Genomic DNA, 17,340 nt, shown 5'->3' with positions numbered 1-17,340 from the left:
ACCAGGACCGCGTCGCCGGTATCCATGGCCGCGTCGAACAGGGCCAGTCCCTCGGCGGCGGTGAACTCGACGATGCCCGCGCGGCGCAGGCGGTCGAGGTCGACGGTGTCCTCGGTGCCCTGCCACGGCCCCCAGGCCAGCGAGGTGGCCGGCAGGCCCCGGGCCCGCCGATGCGCGGCCAAGGCGTCGAGGAACACGTTGGCGGCGGCGTAGTTCGCCTGACCGGCCGCCAGCACCAGTCCGCCGATCGACGAGTACGTCACGAACGCGGCCAGGCCGAGGCCTGCGGTGAGCTCGTGCAGGTGCCACGCGGCATCCACTTTAGGCCGCATCACGGAGTCGATCTGACGAGGAGTCAGCGTGTCCAGCACACCGCCGTCCATCAGACCGGCGGCGTGGACGACGGCGGTGAGCGGATGCTCCGCGGGGATCCGCCCGAGCAGTCGGGCCAGCGCGTCGCGGTCGGCGGCATCACAGGCGGTGACGGTCACGACGGCGCCGAGATCGGTCAGTTCCGCGCACAGCTGCGCCGCGCCGCGGGCCCGCATGCCCCGGCGGCCGACCAGCAGCAGATGCCCGACGCCGTGTTCGGTCACCAGGTGCCGGGCGAGCAGCCCGCCCAGCAGGCCCAGTCCCCCGGTGATCAGCACCGTGCCGTTCGGGTTCCAGCCGGGCGCCGCGCCGGTCGCGGACGCGCGCCGCAGCCGGGGAACGCGGACCTCGCCAGCGCGTACGGCCGACTCCGGCTCGCCGCAGGCCACCGCCGCGGCCAGCGCCCGCCGAGACGCGTCCGTGTCGTCGACGTCGACCAGCAGCAGGCGTCCCGGGTTCTCCGCCTGCGCCGCACGGACCAGGCCCCACAGCGGTGCCTGCGTCAGATCCGGGCTCTCCCCCGGCCCGGTGGCCACCGCTCGCCGGGTCACCACGACGAGCCGCTGCGCCGCGCAACGCGGCTCGGCCAGCCAGGCCCGGACGGCGTCGAGCGTCCGCAGCGTGGCGGCGCGGACGGCGGCGGGCAGGTCGCCGTCGCCGTCGTCCGGCGGGCACGACAGGAGCACGACGTCCGCGGGGCGGTCCGCCGCCAGCAGGGAGGCGAGGTCCGGGAAGACGGGCAGGCCCAGGCCCAGGCCGTCGGTGCCCAGTCCGTCGGCCCCCAGCACCGCGCACCCAGCCGGGAGGGACGCCGACGGGACAGCCGCCGGCGGGTTCCACTCGATCCGGTACAAGGGGCGCGGCCCGCCGAGGTGATCGGCCGTTACCGGCCTGGTCACCAGGGACGCGATGCGGGCCACTGGCGCACCCTGGTCGTCGGCGATCAACAGTTCGGCGGCGTTGTCGCCGGGGGCACGGCGGACCCGTACCCGCAGCGCCGCCGCTCCCGCCCGGTACAGCGAGACGCCGTGCCAGGCGAAGGGGATCGTCGTCTCGGTGAACGTCGCCGGGCCACCCGCGAGGAAGTCCATCGCCCCGAGCGCCGAGTCGAGCAGGGCGGGATGGACGCCGTACGCCCCCGGGGCAGCGCCTTGCGGCAGGGCGATCTGGGCGAACACCTCGTCGTCGCGGCGCCACACGGCCCGCATGCCCTGGAACGTCGGGCCGTAGCTGAAGCCCAGGGCGGCTAGGTCGTCGTAGACGCCGGTGAGGTCGATTCGTTCGGCGCCCGCGGGGGGCCAGGCGGCCAGATCGATCTCGGTGGGCAGGTCGATCTCGGCGGGCCGGGCACCGGGGGCGAGAACGCCCGCGGCATGCAGTGTCCACTCGGCCGCGGGGGTGTCCTGGGACCGGGCGTACACCGACAGCGGGCGACGGTCCGTGGCGTCCTCGCGGGCTCCCACGACGACCCGGACGACCACCGCACCGCGCTCGGGCAGCACGACCGGAGTTCGCTGGGTCAGCTCCTCCACCACGTCGCACCCCACCTCGTTCCCGGCCCGCAGCGCCAACTCCACGAACGCCGTGCCGGGCAGCAGCATGCTGCCCATGAGCACGTGGTCGGCCAGCCATGGCTGGCGCTGGACCGACAGGGTGCCGGTGAGGACCACCACGTCGGAGTCGGGCAGTTCCACCACGGCGCCGAGCAGCGGATGCCCGGCGGCTCCGAGTCCCGCCGCAGCCACATCGCCGATCACGTCACCGGTCGCATCGCCGGTCGCGGCGGCGTCCAGCCAGTACGACGTGCGCTGGAAGGCGTAGGTGGGCAGGTCGACGGACTCGCCGCCGGGACAGAACGCGGCCCAGTCCACCGGCACGCCGCGGACGTGAAGGGCGGCGGCGGCCTCGGTGAACGCGGCCATGCCGCCCGAGTCCCGGCGCAGCGTGCCGGTCACGGCGGCCGGATGGTCGATGTCATCCAGGGTCTCCTGCATGCTCATCGTCAGCACCGCGTGCGGGCTGACCTCGACGAAGGCGCCGTATCCCGCACCGGCCAGCGCGCGGATCGCGGGCGCGAAGCGCACCGTCTCGCGCAGGTTGGCGAACCAGTAGGCGGCGTCCAGTTCGGGGCCGTCGAGCCAGGCGCCGGTGACGGTGGACAGCATGGGAATCCGCGGCTCGGTCGGGGCGACGGGCGCGAGGTCGGCCAGCAGTCGTTCGCGCAGCGCCTCGACCTGGGGTGAATGGGAGGCGTAGTCGACCGGTAGGCGCTTGGTGCGGACCCCCTCGGCGGCGAACTCGCCCACCAGTGCGTCGAGTGCGTCGGCGTCCCCGGAGAGCACCACGGACCGGGTGCCGTTCTCCGCGGCCAGGCAGACGCGGTCCTCCCCGCTTTTCACCAGACGGGTGCGGACGTCGTCGGCCGCAAGCCCGACCGACAGCATCCCGCCCCCGCCCGCCAGGTGCCCGATCGCCCGGCTGCGCAACGCCACGATCCGCGCCCCGTCGGCCAACGACAGCGCTCCGGCCACGCACGCGGCGGCCACCTCGCCCTGGGAGTGCCCGACCACGGCATCCGGACGGACCCCGTGGTGCGCCCAGAGTTCGGCCAGCGACACCATCACCGCCCACAACGCCGGCTGGACCACGTCGACCCGCTCCCACGACGGGGTGCCCTGCGCTCCGGACAGCACCGCCGTGACCGACCAGTCCACGAAGGGCGCCAGCGCCTGTTCACATTCCGCGAGACGCCGCGCGAACACCGCGGACCGGCCGAGGAGGTCGGCCGCCATACCCGCCCACTGGCCGCCNTGGCCGGGGAAGACGAACACGGTGCCGCCGGAGACGTCCGCCAGACCGGTCACCCATCGAGCGGCGGGGGCTTGGCCGGTCAGGCCCCGCAGGCCGGCCAACAGCTCCTCCCGGTCGCCGCCGAGGGCGACGCCGCGGTACTCGAAGGCCGTGCGGCTGGTCGCCAGCGAGAACCCGACGTCGACGGGGCGCACGTCCGGGCGAGCCGCCAGGTGGGAGCGCAGTCGATCGGCCTGCGCGCGTACGGCGTCCGGGGTGCGGCCGGACACCACCCACGGCACCGCCGTCGGCCCGGCCGCGACTGCCGGGACGGGCTTCGGCGCGGGTGCCTGCTCCAGGATCACGTGGGCGTTGGTGCCGCTGATGCCGAACGAGGACACGCCCGCCCGNCGCGGTCGATCGGCCCGCGGCCAGGACCGCTGCTCGGTGAGGAGCGCGACGGCCCCGGCCGACCAGTCCACGTGGTGCGACGCCGCGTCCACGTGCAGCGACTTCGGCAGTATGCCGTGCCGCATGGCCTGCACCATTTTGATCACCCCGGCCACGCCGCCCGCGGCCTGCGCGTGGCCGATGTTCGACTTCACCGAGCCGAGCCACAGCGGCCGGCCGGGATCGCGGTCCTGGCCGTAGGTCGCCAGCAGCGCCTGGGCCTCGATCGGATCACCGAGTCGGGTGCCCGAGCCGTGCGCCTCGACGGCGTCCACCTCCGACGGCTCGAGTCCCGCGGCGGCCAGCGCGGCGCGGATGACCCGCTCCTGCGACGGCCCGTTGGGGGCGGTCAGGCCGTTGGACGCGCCGTCGGAGTTGACCGCGCTGCCGCGGACGACGGCCAGCACCTCGTGGCCGTGGCGGCGTGCGTCCGACAGGCGTTCCAGCAGCAGCAGGCCGGCACCCTCGGCCCAGCCCACGCCGTTCGCGGCCGACGCGAACGACTTGGACCGGCCGTCGGGTGCGAGCACGCCCTGTCGGCTGGAGTCCACGAACAGGTCCGGCACCGACAGCACGGTCACGCCGCCGGCCAGCGCGAGCGAGCACTCGCCGGCGCGCAGCGCCTGGGCGGCGAGGTGCAGCGTCACCAGCGACGAGGAGCAGGCCGTGTCGACGGTGATGGACGGTCCCTCCAGGCCGAGCAGGTAGGAGATGCGCCCGGACACCACGGAGCCTGAGCTGCCGTTGGCCAGGTACGGGACGACCTCGGCGGACGGGTTCCTGGCCCTGCTGCCGTAGTCGTCGTACATCGCCCCGGCGAACACCCCGGTCGCGGTGGAGCGCAGCGAACGCGGGTCGATCCTGGCCCGCTCGATGGCCTCCCAGGNCACTTCGAGCAGCAGCCGCTGCTGCGGGTCCATGGCGAGGGATTCGCGCGGGCCGATGCCGAAGAAACCCGGGTCGAACTCGGCGGCCCGGTGCAGGAAGCCGCCCTCGCGGGTGTAACTGCGGCCCGGCCGGGCGGGCTGCGGGTGGTAGATACCGTCGACGTCCCAGCCTCGGTTCGTCGGGAAGGAGGTGACGGCGTCGGTGCCGTCGAGCAGCAGCCGCCACAGGTCCTCGGGCGTGTCCACGTCGCCCGGATAGCGGCAGGCCATGCCGATGACGACGATCGGATCGTCGTGGGCCGTCGCCGCCCTGGCCGGCCTGGTCTCGGGGCCGGCCGCGACGGCGCCGACCAGCCTGCCGAGGAGATGGTCTGCGACCCCACGGGCCGTGGGGTGGTCGAACACGAGCGTGGCGGGCAGGGTCAGGCCGGTGGCGGTACCGAGCGCGTTGCGCAGTTCCACGGCGGACAGCGAGTCGAAGCCGAGTTCCTTGAACGCCCGGTTCGCGTCGACCGCGTCGGCGGCACCGTAGCCGAGTGCGGCGGCGACATGCGTGCAGACGAGGTCGAGGACAGCGCGCTCCCGCTCGGTCTCGGAGAGCCGCTCAAGCCGCTGGGCCAGGGCCGGGTCGGTGGATGCAGCCGCAGCGGCACGTCGAACGGTGGCCGGGACGAAACTCCGCAACAGCGGCGGAATCGCGTCGGTCCGAGCCCGCAGCACGGCGAGGTCCAGCGGCAGCGGCACGACGACGGCCTCATCGGCGCGAAGCGCCGCGTCCAGCAGCGCCAAGCCCTGCCGGACGGTCACGGCGGGCAGGCCGAGTCGGGCCATGCGCTGCAGGTCGGCCTCGCGCAGCGCTCCACCGAGCCCGGTGTCGTGCGCCCACAGCCCCCAGGCCAGTGCCGTGGCGGACAGGCCGTGGCGCCGCCGGTGGGCGGCCAGGCCGTCGAGGAACGCGTTGGCCGCCGCGTAGTTGGCCTGGCCCGCGGCGAGCACCATGCCGCCGGCCGAGGAGAACAGCACGAACGCCGCAAGGTCCAGGTCGCGGGTTAGCTCGTGCAGGTGCCATGCCCCGTCCGCCTTGGGTTGCAGCACGGTGTCGAGCTGGTCGGTGGTGAGCGAACCGATGACGGCGCCNTCCGCGACACCGGCGGCGTGCACCACGGCGGTCAGCGGATGCCGTGCGGGGATGTCCGCGAGCAGGCGGGTCAGCGCCGCGCGGTCAGACACGTCGCATGCCGCGAGCGTGACCGTGGCTCCACCCTCACCGAGTTCCCGGCGCAGGTCCGCCGCGCCCGGCGCGTGGGAGCCGCGTCGGCCGGCCAGCAGCAGGTGCCGGACGCCGTGCTCGCGCACCAGGTGGCGCGCCACCAAAGCGCCCAGGCCCCCGGTGCCGCCGGTGATCAGTACCGTGCCGTCGGGGCGCCACGGCCGCCGGGTATCCCGCTGCGGCCCGGGCATCGGGGCGAGCCGGGGCACGTGACATGTGGTGCCGCGGATCGCCGACTCCGACTCTCCCGACGCCACCGCCGCAGGCAGGACGTCCAGCGACGCCCCGTCCGCCCGGTCGACCAGGATGAATCGGCCGGGATGTTCCGCCTCGGCGGCCCGCACCAGGCCCCACACCGCCGCCTGCGCCGGGTCCACCTCGCCCGTGACCGGTACGGCGTCCCGGGTCAGCACGACCAGGCGCGCCTCGGCGAACCGGTCGTCGGCCAGCCATGCCTGCACCGTCGCCAGCACCCGCGTGGTGAGGGCCCGTGCGGCGGCCGCAGCGTCGGCCCCGGACGTGAAGCAGGCGAACACGCCAACCTCGGGCACCGGCGCGCCCGCGTCGACAGCCCGCGCCAGGGCCCCGACATCGGCGTATCGCGCCAACTCCCCCAAGCGCGCGTCGCCGAGGAGCGCCCACCCGGTCGGCGTCTCGACCGTCGGGGCCGCCGGCAGCGGTCGCCACTGCACGTGCAGCAACGGGACATCCCGCTCGGCGACCGCCGCGAGCTGCCGGCCGGTGAGCGGGCGCGACACCAGCGAGTCGATCGAGGCGACCGGCCGGCCCTCGGCATCGGCGACCTGGATCGCGCTGGCCTCGTCGCCGTCGAGCCGCTGGATGCGAACCCGCAGCGCGCGGGCGCCGACCGCGTGCAGTGACACGCCGCTCCAGACGAACGGCAGCAGCGTCGGACCGTCCACGGCACCGAGCAGGTCGGCGTGCATCGCGGCGTCGAGCAGCGCCGGGTGCAGGCCGAACGAGGCGGCAGCGACGTCGTCGGGGAGCGCGACCTCGGCGAACACCTCGTCGCCGCGCCGCCAGGCGCCCCGCAGCCCCTGGAACGCGGGCCCGTANCCGTAGCCCCGGGTCCGTAGCCGCTGGTAGGCGTCAGCCACGTCGATCGGGTCGGCACCGGCGGGTGGCCACGCGGTCAGATCGAACGTCTCGGGGCGCCGCGTCGGGCTGAGCACGCCGGTGGCATGCCGGGTCCAGGGCTGCTCCTCCGACGCGTCGCCAGGACGCGAGAACACCGACAGGCTGCGCCGGTCGCCGTCCGGGGCTCCGACCACGACCTGGAGCGCAACGCCGCCCCGCTCGGGCAGCATCAGGGGCGCCGCCAGGGTCAGTTCCTCGACCGTCGCGCAGCCGACCTGGTCGGCCGCCCGCAGGGCGAGTTCCACGAAGCCGGTACCCGCCAGCAGCACCGCCCCGCCTACGGCATGGTCCGCCAGCCATGGCTGGGTCTCGACGGAGAGCCGCCCGGTGAGCACCACCTCCCGCGAACCGGCCAACGGGACCACCGCCCCGAGGATCGGATGCCCGGCCGGGAGCTGGCCGACCCCGGTGGCATCGTGGGCGGGCGTCGCGTCGAGCCAGTACCGCGTGTGCTCGAAGGCGTAGGTGGGCAGGTCGAGGCGAGCACCGCCGCGGCCGAGCAGCTCGGGCCACGCCACCGGCACGCCGTGGACGTGCAGACGACCGAGCGCGGCCATCGCCGCCGCCGTCTCGTCGCGGTCGCGGTGCAGCAGCGGGACGAAGACGGCGCTCTCCCGGCCGGCCAGGCATTCCTCGCCGAGGATCGACAGCACCCGATCGGGGCCTATCTCGACGAACGTGGCGACGCCCTCGGCGACGAGGCCGTCCACCGCGTCCGCGAACCGTACCGGCTGGCGAGCGTGGCGCACCCAGTANTGCGCAGCGCACAGTTCCTCGACGGTGGCGAGACGGCCCGTCAGCGCGGAGACGATCGGAATGCGCGGTGCCCGAAACTCGATGCCCGCCGCGATCCGGCCGAACTCGGCGAGCATCGGCTCCATGAGCGGCGAGTGGAACGCGTGGCTCACCGGCAGGCGGTGCGTCTCGCCGCCGCGCTCGCGCACGGCGGCGGCGATGTCGAGCACGGCCGACTCCACCCCGGAGACCACCACCGACCTCGGGCCGTTGACGGCGGCGACGCCGACCAGGTCCTCGCGGCCGGCGAGCAGGTCGCGGACCTCGGCCTCGGTCGCGGTGAGGGCGACCATGGCGCCGCCGGCGGGCAGGGCGTCCATCAGCGCGCCGCGGGCGGCGACCAGCCGGCACGCGTCGTCGAGCGAGAGCACGCCCGCGACGTGGGCGGCGGCCAGTTCACCGATCGAATGCCCGGCGAGCAGATCCGGTGCGAGCCCCCAGGATTCGGCCAGCCGGAACAGCGCCACCTCAACGGCGAACAGCGCCGGCTGGGTGTAGCGCGTGCGGTCGAGCAGCGGCCCCGCGGCGGCCCGGTCGCCGAACACCACGTCCCGCAGGGGTCGGTCCAACGCGGGGGCCAGCGCGTCCGTGATCTCGTCGAAGGACCGCGCGAACACCTCGAACGCCTCGTACAGCCCGCGCCCCATGCCCGGGCGTTGGGCGCCCTGGCCGGAGAAGACGAAGGCGAGCCGGCCGCCGTCCCGCGCCGTGCCGCGCACGACGTCGGGCGAGGACGCACCGGCCGCCACGGCGTCCAGTCCGCGCAGGCATGCGTCCCGATCCCCGGCGATGACCGCGGCCCGGTACTCGAACGCGGCCCGGGTACCCACCAGCGACCGGGCCAGCGCGGCGAGGGAGAGGTCCTCGCGCTCGGCCACCCAGGCGCGCAACCGCGTGGCCTGCGCCCGCAGCGCCGCCGGGGTCCGCGCGGACACCACGAGCGGCGCCGGACCCGCGAGGCCGGGCCCGACGGGGAGGCCGGGCCCGGCGGGGAGGTCCGGGTCGGTCGGCGCCTGCTCGACGATGACGTGGGCGTTCGTGCCGCTGATGCCGAACGAGGACACGCCCGCCCGGCGCGGGCGGTCTCCGGCCGGCCACGCACGCGGCTCGGTCAGCAGGGCGACCGCCCCGGCGGACCAGTCGACCTGGGCCGACGGCGCGTCGACGTGCAGGGTCCTGGGCAGCAAGCCGGCGCGTAGCGCGAGCACGGTCCTGATGACGCCGGCGACTCCGGCGGCGGCCTGGGTGTGGCCGAGGTTGGACTTGACCGAGCCCAGCCACAGCGGCCGGTCCCGATCCTGGCCGAACACGGCCTGCAGCGCGCCCACCTCGATCGGGTCGCCGAGGGTGGTGCCGGTGCCGTGTCCCTCCACGGCGTCCACGTCGGCCGGCCGCAGCCCGGCCGCGGCCAGCGCCTGGCGGACGACCCGCTGCTGGGCGAGGCCGTTCGGCGCGGTCAGTCCGTTGCTGGCCCCGTCGTGGTTCACGGCGGAGCCCGACACGACCGCCAGCACCTCATGGCCGGCCCGCCGGGCGTCGGACAGCCGCTCGACGGCCAGCACACCGACGCCCTCGCCCCACCCGGTGCCGTCGGCCGCCGCCGCGAACGACTTGCACCGTCCGTCGGCCGCCAGTCCGCGCTGGCGGCTGAAGTCGACGAACGTGTCCGGGGTCGACATCACGGTCACGCCGCCGACCAGCGCCAGCGTGCACTCGCCGCCGCGCAGCGCCTGGATCGCCCAGTGCAGGGCGACCAGCGAGGACGAGCACGCGGTGTCGACCGTGACGGCCGGTCCCTGCAGGCCGAGCGCGTAGGCGACCCGGCCGGAGACCACGCTGGCCAGGCTGCCGTTGCCGAGGTGTCCGGCCAGGTCCTCGGGCACGGCGCCGAGCCGGGTCGCCCAGTCGTGGTACATCACGCCCGCGAACACGCCGGTGCGGCTGCCGCGCAACGTGTGCGGGTCGATGCCCGCCCGTTCCAACGCCTCCCACGAGACCTCCAGCAACAACCGCTGCTGGGGATCCATGGCCTGCGCCTCGCGCGGGCTGATCTCGAAGAACCCGGCGTCGAACTCCGCCGCGCCGGGCAGGAATCCGCCCTCGCGGGCGTAGCTGGTGGCGGGCCGGACACGGTCGGGGTCGTAGAGTCCGCCGAGGTCCCAGCCGCGGTCGGCGGGAAACGGGCTGATCGCGTCGGTGCCGTCGACCAGCAGCCGCCACAGGTCCTCCGGCGAGGCGACGCCGCCCGGGAACCGGCAGCTCATCCCCACGATCGCGATCGGCTCGTCGGACCGGACGGCCGCCTCGGGGGTGGCTGCCACCGGCGCACGCTCACCGGACAGCCGGTCCAGGATGTGGTCGGCCAGGGCACGGGGCGTCGGATGGTCGAACACGAGAGTGGCCGGCAGCGTCACCCCGAGGTGCCGCTGCAGGGCGTTGCGCAGCTCGACGGCGGCGAGCGAGTCGAAGCCGAGGTCGGCGAACGCGCGGCGCGGGCTGATGGCCGCGCCGCCGTCGTGTCCGAGCACCGCGGCGACATGGGTTCGGACCAGGTCCAGCACGGCCCGGTCGCGGTCGGGAGCGGCGAGTTCGGCCGGCTGCCGGCCAGGCGCGGACGCGCCCGCCGTCGCCGCGCGCTGCGGCACCAGCTCTCGTAGCAGCGCGGGCACGCCGTCCAGGCGGGAGCGCACAACCGCGCGATCCACCGCCACCGGCACCACGGCTGCTTCGCCGCAACGGAGTGCGGCGTCCAGGGCGGCCAGNCTCGCCTGCGGGGTCAGCGGCGCGAGGCCGAGCCGCTCGACGCGCCTGCGCGCCGCGGTGTCCATCCGCGCGCCCATGCCCTGTTCCCCTGACCACAGGCCCCAGGCCAGCGAGGTCGCCGGGAGGCCGACCGACGCGCGGTGGGCGGCGAGGGCCTCCAGGAACGCGTTGGCCGCGGCGTAGTTGCCCTGGCCCGAGCCGTCGACGAGGGACGCGACCGAGGAGAAGAGCACGAAGGCCGTCAGGTCCAGGTCGCGGGTCAACTCGTGCAGGTGCCACGCTCCGGCCGCCTTGGGCCGCAGCACAACGTCGATCTGATCCGGTGTCAGCGCGGTGATCAGGGCGTCGTCCACGACTCCAGCGGCGTGGACGACGCCGGTCAGCGGGTGTTCGGCCGGTATCTCGGCCAGGACGGCCGCCAGCGCGTCACGGTCGGCGACGTCGCACGCGGCGATTCGGACGGTGGCGCCCAGGGCGGTCAGGTCCTCGGCCAATGCGACGGAGCCCGGTGCGGCCGGGCCGCGGCGGCTGACGAGCAGCAGCTGCCGCACGCCGTGGGCCGCGGCGAGGTGCCGGGCTACGAGGGCACCAAGGCCGCCGGTGCCGCCGGTGATCAGGACGGTGCCCGTCGGCTCCCACGGCCTGCCGGGAACGTCGGCGGGGGTGAGCCGGGTCAGGCGCGGTGCGGACAGCCGATCGCCGCGCAGGCGTAGCTCGGGCTCGTCGGTGGCCAGTGCGGCGGCCACCTGATGGTCCGTGGCGGGCGTGGCGCCGTCGAGATCGAGCAGGACGAACCGGCCCGGATGCTCGGCCTGCGCCGACCTGACCAGGCCCCGCACGGCGGCGGCGGCGAGCTCGGCACCGCACCCGACCGCGCCGCCCGGCTCGACCGCGCCGCCCAGCGCGACGACCAGCCGGGATCTCGCGACACGGTCGTCGTCCAGCCAGCGCCGCAGCAGGCCCAGCACCCGGTGCGTGGCTGTCGTCACCGCCTGGACGGGCGCAACCGCCGGAACCGGCTGGTCGGGCTGGTCGGGCTGAACGAGCTGGTCGGCACGGTCGGGCTGGTCGTCGGCCGGTGCCACGGTGACGACGACAGCGTCCGGCACCGGCGTCACGCCGTCGACGTCATCGAGGCTCCTGGCCACGGTGACGCGGTCGGTGTCGTGGGTCCCACCGGGCACGGACCGCCACCTGACGTGGTAGAGCGGTTCGTTCCGCGCTGACGTCAGCGTCCCGGCCGGCACGAGGCGGGTCCGGAAGGAGGCGACGGAGGCAACCGGCGCGCCGGCGAGGTCGGCCAGCTCCAGCGCAACGCCGCCGCGCGGGTGGGAGATGATCCGGACCCGCAGGGCGGTGGCGCCGGTGGCATACGCGGTCACGCCCTGCCAGGCGAACGGCAGTCGGAGCTCACCGGCATCCCGGGCCTCGCCGGCGGCGAAGTCCGTGGCGTGCAGCGCCGCGTCCAGCAGCGCCGGGTGCAGGTGGTGCGGCCCCGCGTCCGCGTCCTGCGGCAGGGCGACCTCGGCATACACCTCCGAGCCGCGCCGCCACACCGCCCGCAGGCACCGGAAGGCGGGCCCGTAGGCGTAGCCCTCGTCGGCCAGGTTCTCGTAGAAGTCCGCGATGTCGACGGGCCGCGCGCCGGGGGGTGGCCAGGCGGCGGCGGGCGCGTCCCGCGGCGAGCGCGCCGCCGGCGACAGGATCGCGGTGGCGTGCCGGGTCCAACCGGCACTCGCGCCGTCCGCACTCGCGCCATCGGCGTCCCCGCGCTCGCCGCGGGAGTAGAACTCGACGGTGCGGCGGCCGGCGCGCGCGGCCGAGACGACGGCCTGCAGGGCGATGCCCTCGGTCTCCGGCAGCAGCAGCGGCGCGTGGAGGGTCAGTTCCTCGACGAGGTCGCAGTCGAGGTGTTCCGCCGCGTGCAGCGCCATGTCCACGAACGCCGTGCCCGCCAGCACGAGCGAGCCGGCGATGATGTGGTCGGCCAGCCACGGCAGCGTCGGTACGGACAGCCGTCCGGTGAGCACGGCCCCGTCGCCGCCCGCGAGGCCGACGACGGCGGTGAGCAGCGGGTGTCGGGACGATCGCTGGCCGAACCGGGCCGGGTCGACCCGGCCGGCCGCCGACTGGGTGAGCCAGAATCGTCGGTGCTGGAAGGGGTAGGTGGGCAGGTCGACGCGCCGCGCGGCGCGCCCGGCGTAGCAGGCGCTCCAGGTGACCGCGGCGCCCCGGGTGTGGGCGGCGGCGACGGCCGCCACCAGGGTGGCTGCCTCGGGCCGGTCCCGGCGCAGGGCGGGAACGAACACCACGTCCTCGGGCACACTGTCGTCGGGCACACCGTCCTCGGACAGGCAGGCGTCGGTCAGGCAGTCGCGGCCCATGGCCGACAGGACCGCGTCCGGGCCCAGTTCGATGACTGTACGTATCCCGGCAGCGGCCATGCTCCGGACGCCGTCGGCGAAGCGCACGGTCTCGCGCACATGCCTCACCCAGTAGTCGGGCGAGCAGAGATCCTCGGGCGCCGCCGGAGCGCCGGTCAGGTTGGAGATCACCGGGATGGCGGGCCGTTCGTAGGCCACAGCCCGCAGGACCCGTCGGAACTCGGCGAGCATCGGCTCCATCAGGGCCGAGTGGAAGGCATGCGACACGCGCAGCCGGGTCGCCGTGCGCCCGGCAGACTCCAGGCGCCGGGCGAGAGCGTCCACCTCGTCCCGGGCGCCGGAGACGACCACGGACGCCGGGCCGTTGACGGCCGCGATGCTCACCCGATCGGTCAGCAGCCGCCGGACCTCGTCCTCGCCGGCCGTGACGGCGACCATCGCGCCGTCGGCGGGCAGCGCCTGCATCAGCCGCCCGCGGGCGGCGACGACGGCGCAGGCGTCCGCCAGTGACCACACGCCCGCGACGTGCGCCGCGGCCAGTTCACCGATCGAGTGGCCGAGCAGGACGTCCGGGCGCACTCCCCAGGACTCGATCAGTCGGAACAGCGNCACCTCGACGGCGAACAGCGCGCACTGCGCGTACTGGGTCTGCGCCAGCTCGNCCGGCTCGGTGCCGAACAGGACGTCGCGCAGGGGCCGGTCGAGTTGCAGGTCCAGATGGTCGATCGCCTCGTCCAGGGCCCGTGCGAACACCGGGTGCGTCTCGTAAAGTTCGCGGCCCATCGCCAGGCGTTGGGAACCCTGCCCGGTGAACAGCAGGCCGAGGCCGCCCGGGGCGACGATGCCGCTCACGATGCGCGGGCCGGTGCCGCGCTCGGCCAACAGGTTCAGGCCGCGCACCGCGTCGGTGTGATCGTCGGCGATGACGAGGGCGCGGTGCGACAGGGACGCCCGCGTGGTCGCCAGCGAGAAGCCGACGTCGACCGCCGGCGTCCCGTCGGCGACGACGGAGGCGAGGTGACGGGCCTGCTCGCGCAGCGCCGCGTCGCTTCTGGCCGACAGGACGAGGGGCAGCGGTGCCGCGTCGTCGACAGCGAGCTGTGCGGTCGGGACCTGCGTGCGGGCCTGGTCGGCATGCGGTGCCCGCTCGAACTGTTCGAGGATCACGTGGGCGTTGGTGCCGCTGATGCCGAACGACGACACGCCCGCGCGCCGCGGCCGGTCGGCGGCCGGCCAGGCGCGCGCCTCGGTCAGCACCTCGACGGCCCCGGCGGACCAGTCGACGTGGGGTGTGGGCTCGTCCACGTGCAAGGTGGCGGGGAGCAGCCCATGCCACATAGCCATGATCATCTTGATGACGCCCGCCGCACCCGACGCGGCCTGAGTGTGGCCGAGATTGGACTTGACCGAGCCCAGCCACAGCGGATCCGCACGGTCCTGGCCGTAGGTCGCCAACAGCGCCCGAGCCTCGATCGGGTCTCCCAGCCGGGTGCCGGTGCCGTGGGCCTCGACCGCGTCGACCTCGTGCGGCGCCAGGGCGGCGTCGGCCAGCGCGGCGCGGATGACGCGCTGCTGCGCCAGGCCGTTCGGCGCGGTCAGGCCGTTGGACGCGCCGTCGGAGTTGACCGCGCTGCCCCGGACGACGGCCAGAACGGTGTGCCCCGCGCGCAGGGCGTCGGAGAGGCGCTCCAGCACGAACACGCCGACGCCCTCGGCGAATCCGGTGCCGTCGGCAGCGGCGGCGAACGCCTTGCACCGGCCGTCCGCGGCGAGCCCCCGCTGCCGGCTGAACGCGGTGAACGTGCCGGGCCCGCCCATCACGGCGACGCCCCCGGCCAGCGCGAGCGTGCACTCGCCGCGACGCAGCGCCTGGTCGGCCAGGTGGAGGGCGACCAGCGAGCCGGAGCACGCGGTGTCGACGGTGAGCGCCGGCCCCTCGAAGCCGAACGCGTAGGCGACCCGACCGGAGACGACGCTGGGCGCGTTGCCGGTCAGCAGGTAGCCCTCGAGGCCGTCCGGGGCTTCGTGCAGCCGAGGGCCGTACTCCTGCGGCTCGGCGCCGATGAACACGCCGGTCGCGGTGGAGCGCAGCGCGCCCGGGTCGATGCCCGCCCGTTCCAGCGCCTCCCACGAGGTCTCGAGCACCAGCCGCTGTTGCGGATCCATCGCGGCGGCCTCGCGCGGGGCGATGCCGAAGAAGTCGGCGTCGAACCCGGCGGCGTCCGGCAGAAAGCCGCCCGTGCGCACGTAGCTGCTGCCGGGGGTGTCGGCGTCGGGGTCGAACAGCCCGTCGAGGTCCCAACCGCGGTCGGCAGGGAACCCGACGCTGACGTGGCGCCCGTCGGCGACGAGCCGCCACAGCGACTCCGGGGACGTCGCGCCCCCGGGATAGCGGCACCCGATCCCCACGATCGCGACGGGGTCGTCGGCGGCGGCAGCGACTCGCCGGGGTGTGGTGGAGTCAGCCGGCGCCTCCTCGCCGACCAGCAGCGTGCGCAGGTGCCGGGCCAGGGCCGCCGGGGTGGGGTGCTCGAAGGCGACGGTGACCGGCAGCGCCAGGCCGGTGTCGGCGCTCAGCCTGCCGTGCAGCGCCACGGCGCCCAGCGAGTCCAGGCCAAGGTCCCGCAACGGCCGGTCGGGGTCCACCGCAACCGTGGACGCGGGCCGGAACTCGCGGAGCACCGCGGCCACGCGGGTGTGGACGAAATCGGCCAGGAACCGGTCCCGCTCGCCGGCGGGGAGCATGGCGAGCCGGTCCGCGAGGGTGTCGTCAGTCGTGCTCATCGCCACGCTCCGCTGTCTGTACGAGGTGTCCGGCGGACAACGCCGGCAGGGTCCCGGTGGTGAGCGCCGCCGTGTCGTAGGTGTCCCGGACGTAGGACAGGGACGACAGGAAGCTCGACGAGCTGACCGTCCGGCCGCGGATCTCGCCGACCACTCCGGCGAGGGGAAGGGCACCGATGTCGGCCCAGCCGAGCCTGCCGTCGGCGTCGAGCCGGCCGCGGGCCCGGCCGGCGTTGGCCGGGTGCAGGCAGTAGGGGATGTCGAGCAGACCGCGCGCGAAGGCGCGGACCAGCGCGTTGCCGATGTCCGGGGCGCAGTCGAGCACGGCGTCCACCAGTGCTCGCGCCTCCCGGTACACCTGGCCGCCGTCCGGTTCGGCCGCCCCGATCCCACCCGCCAAGGTCCCGGCAGNCAAGGTCCCGAAAGCCCGGTCGGCCGCCGCAGCGGCATGCTCGAGCGCCGCGACGTTCTCGGCGATGGTGGGGATGCGCTCGGCCTCGGCCACCGTCTTGACGATCAGCCGCTGCGCTCCGGTGCTGACGGCGAGTTCGGCGGCCCGGGCGAGCAGGTTGCGTGCGCCGTCAGCGGTGCGGGGAAATCGCCCCATGTACGCGTAGATGACGACGTGCCAGTCCGTCCCGAGCAGCAGTTCCGCGCAGAGCCGTCGCAGCGCGGCGACGGCCTCCCGGTCCTGGGCCGGGTGGGTCTGCTGCGCGTAGCTCACCGAGACGCTGCGGATCCCGTGGCGTTGGAAGAACATGGCCTCCAGCACGCTGATCGCCACAAGTTGGCTCGGCGGGCAAAGCTGGCCCATCATGCAGCCGCCGAACGTTTCCAGGTGCGGTTCTCCGGCGGCGCCGAGCAGCAGCTCACAGCACTCCCGCCAGTTGCGGACCGCCTCCGTCAGCGGGGTGCGGCCGTAGGGGAGGCAGTACGACACCGGGCCGCCCTCGGTGGCGTGCAGACCCGCCGCAACGGTGGCGCGGGTGATGTCCTGCGGCCGGGCGGAACCGTGCCGCACCTGGACGGGGAACTCGCCGTCATGCACGCCTGCCAGCACCCGGCGGGTGGCGGACAGGGCGTGGCTGAGGATCGGGTACCCGTTGAGCTCGGTGCCCTCGCGCAGTGCCCTGGTGGCCGAGGCCGGGTCGCCGAGCCGGGTGAAGCTGTCGAGCGTGATCGTGCCGACCGTGGTGGCGGCGGCCCCCCGGGTGGCGACGAGGCCGGCGCGCATCAGGGCGGGGTCGGCGAAGCCCATGCGAGGCTGCACGACCAGTGCCCCGGCCGCGTGCCGCCGGCGGACGAACTCACCGAAGTGCACGGGGCGCTCCCTCGGCGAGCTCGGCGACGAACCGGCGGAACAGCACCGTGCTGTCGGCGTGATCGTCGAAGACCGCGTCGAAGCCCGCGTCGAGCAGGTCGTCGATGTGCCGCCCGCTCAGGCCGCCGCGGGTACCGAGCTGCCCGCCGATCACGACCGGAAGGTCCCGCAGTCCCGTGCCGCGCAGAGTGCGGATCAGCTCCAGCCCCTCCTGGTAGCCGTGGCCGTTGACACTGCTGAGGACCACCAGGGCGGGCCGGTGGCGGTCGCAGGAGGCCACCAGCAGGTCGGCCGGCACGCACGGCCCGAGGTTCACCACGTCGTGGCCCAGTTCCTCGATCAGCAGNTGCAGGTAGACCAGGTTCC

Annotated in this window: 3 protein-coding genes and 10 pseudogenes; all 13 read right to left on the bottom strand. The window is 75.1% G+C overall.

What is annotated here, in order from left to right:
- Positions 1 to 179 precede the first annotated feature (179 nt).
- Positions 180 to 3,164, bottom strand: a pseudogene (locus FF86_RS67845) (SDR family NAD(P)-dependent oxidoreductase); the annotation flags it as partial.
- Positions 3,165 to 3,183: 19 nt separating this feature from the next.
- Positions 3,184 to 3,572: pseudogene (locus FF86_RS67840) on the bottom strand (ketoacyl-synthetase C-terminal extension domain-containing protein); the annotation flags it as partial.
- 1 nt (position 3,573) lies between these two features.
- A pseudogene (locus FF86_RS67835) lies at positions 3,574 to 4,498 on the bottom strand (beta-ketoacyl synthase N-terminal-like domain-containing protein); the annotation flags it as partial.
- A gap of 1 nt (position 4,499) precedes the next feature.
- A pseudogene (locus FF86_RS67830) lies at positions 4,500 to 5,636 on the bottom strand (beta-ketoacyl synthase N-terminal-like domain-containing protein); the annotation flags it as partial.
- Position 5,637: 1 nt separating this feature from the next.
- Positions 5,638 to 6,845, bottom strand: a pseudogene (locus FF86_RS63780) (SDR family oxidoreductase); the annotation flags it as partial.
- Between the two features lies 1 nt (position 6,846).
- Positions 6,847 to 7,682, bottom strand: a pseudogene (locus FF86_RS55665) (polyketide synthase); the annotation flags it as partial.
- A gap of 1 nt (position 7,683) precedes the next feature.
- Positions 7,684 to 10,484 (bottom strand): annotated as a pseudogene (locus FF86_RS55660) (beta-ketoacyl synthase N-terminal-like domain-containing protein); the annotation flags it as partial.
- 1 nt (position 10,485) lies between these two features.
- Positions 10,486 to 13,477: pseudogene (locus FF86_RS55655) on the bottom strand (SDR family NAD(P)-dependent oxidoreductase); the annotation flags it as partial.
- A gap of 1 nt (position 13,478) precedes the next feature.
- A pseudogene (locus FF86_RS55650) lies at positions 13,479 to 13,530 on the bottom strand (hypothetical protein); the annotation flags it as partial.
- 1 nt (position 13,531) lies between these two features.
- Positions 13,532 to 15,659 (bottom strand): type I polyketide synthase (locus FF86_RS34910; protein ID WP_396230032.1); only part of this gene is annotated, 2,128 nt, incomplete at its 3' end.
- Positions 15,640 to 16,064, bottom strand: a pseudogene (locus FF86_RS63775) (methylaspartate mutase); the annotation flags it as partial. The gene FF86_RS34910 and the pseudogene FF86_RS63775, both read right to left, overlap by 20 nt.
- A 1-nt stretch (position 16,065) precedes the next feature.
- A partial coding sequence (locus FF86_RS23205; RefSeq protein ID WP_242419345.1) for a hypothetical protein occupies positions 16,066 to 16,974 on the bottom strand: 909 nt, incomplete at its 3' end.
- Positions 16,961 to 17,320, bottom strand: coding sequence for a cobalamin B12-binding domain-containing protein (locus tag FF86_RS63770; RefSeq protein ID WP_304438173.1), 360 nt, complete (start codon positions 17,318 to 17,320; stop codon positions 16,961 to 16,963). The genes FF86_RS23205 and FF86_RS63770, both read right to left, overlap by 14 nt.
- Positions 17,321 to 17,340 lie beyond the last annotated feature (20 nt).

This window comes from Frankia sp. CpI1-P (genome assembly GCF_001421075.1).
Lineage (GTDB): Bacteria > Actinomycetota > Actinomycetes > Frankiales > Frankiaceae > Frankia > Frankia torreyi.
Note: the sequence above shows the minus strand (reverse complement) of the source record. Positions and strands in the feature narration are given on the sequence as shown.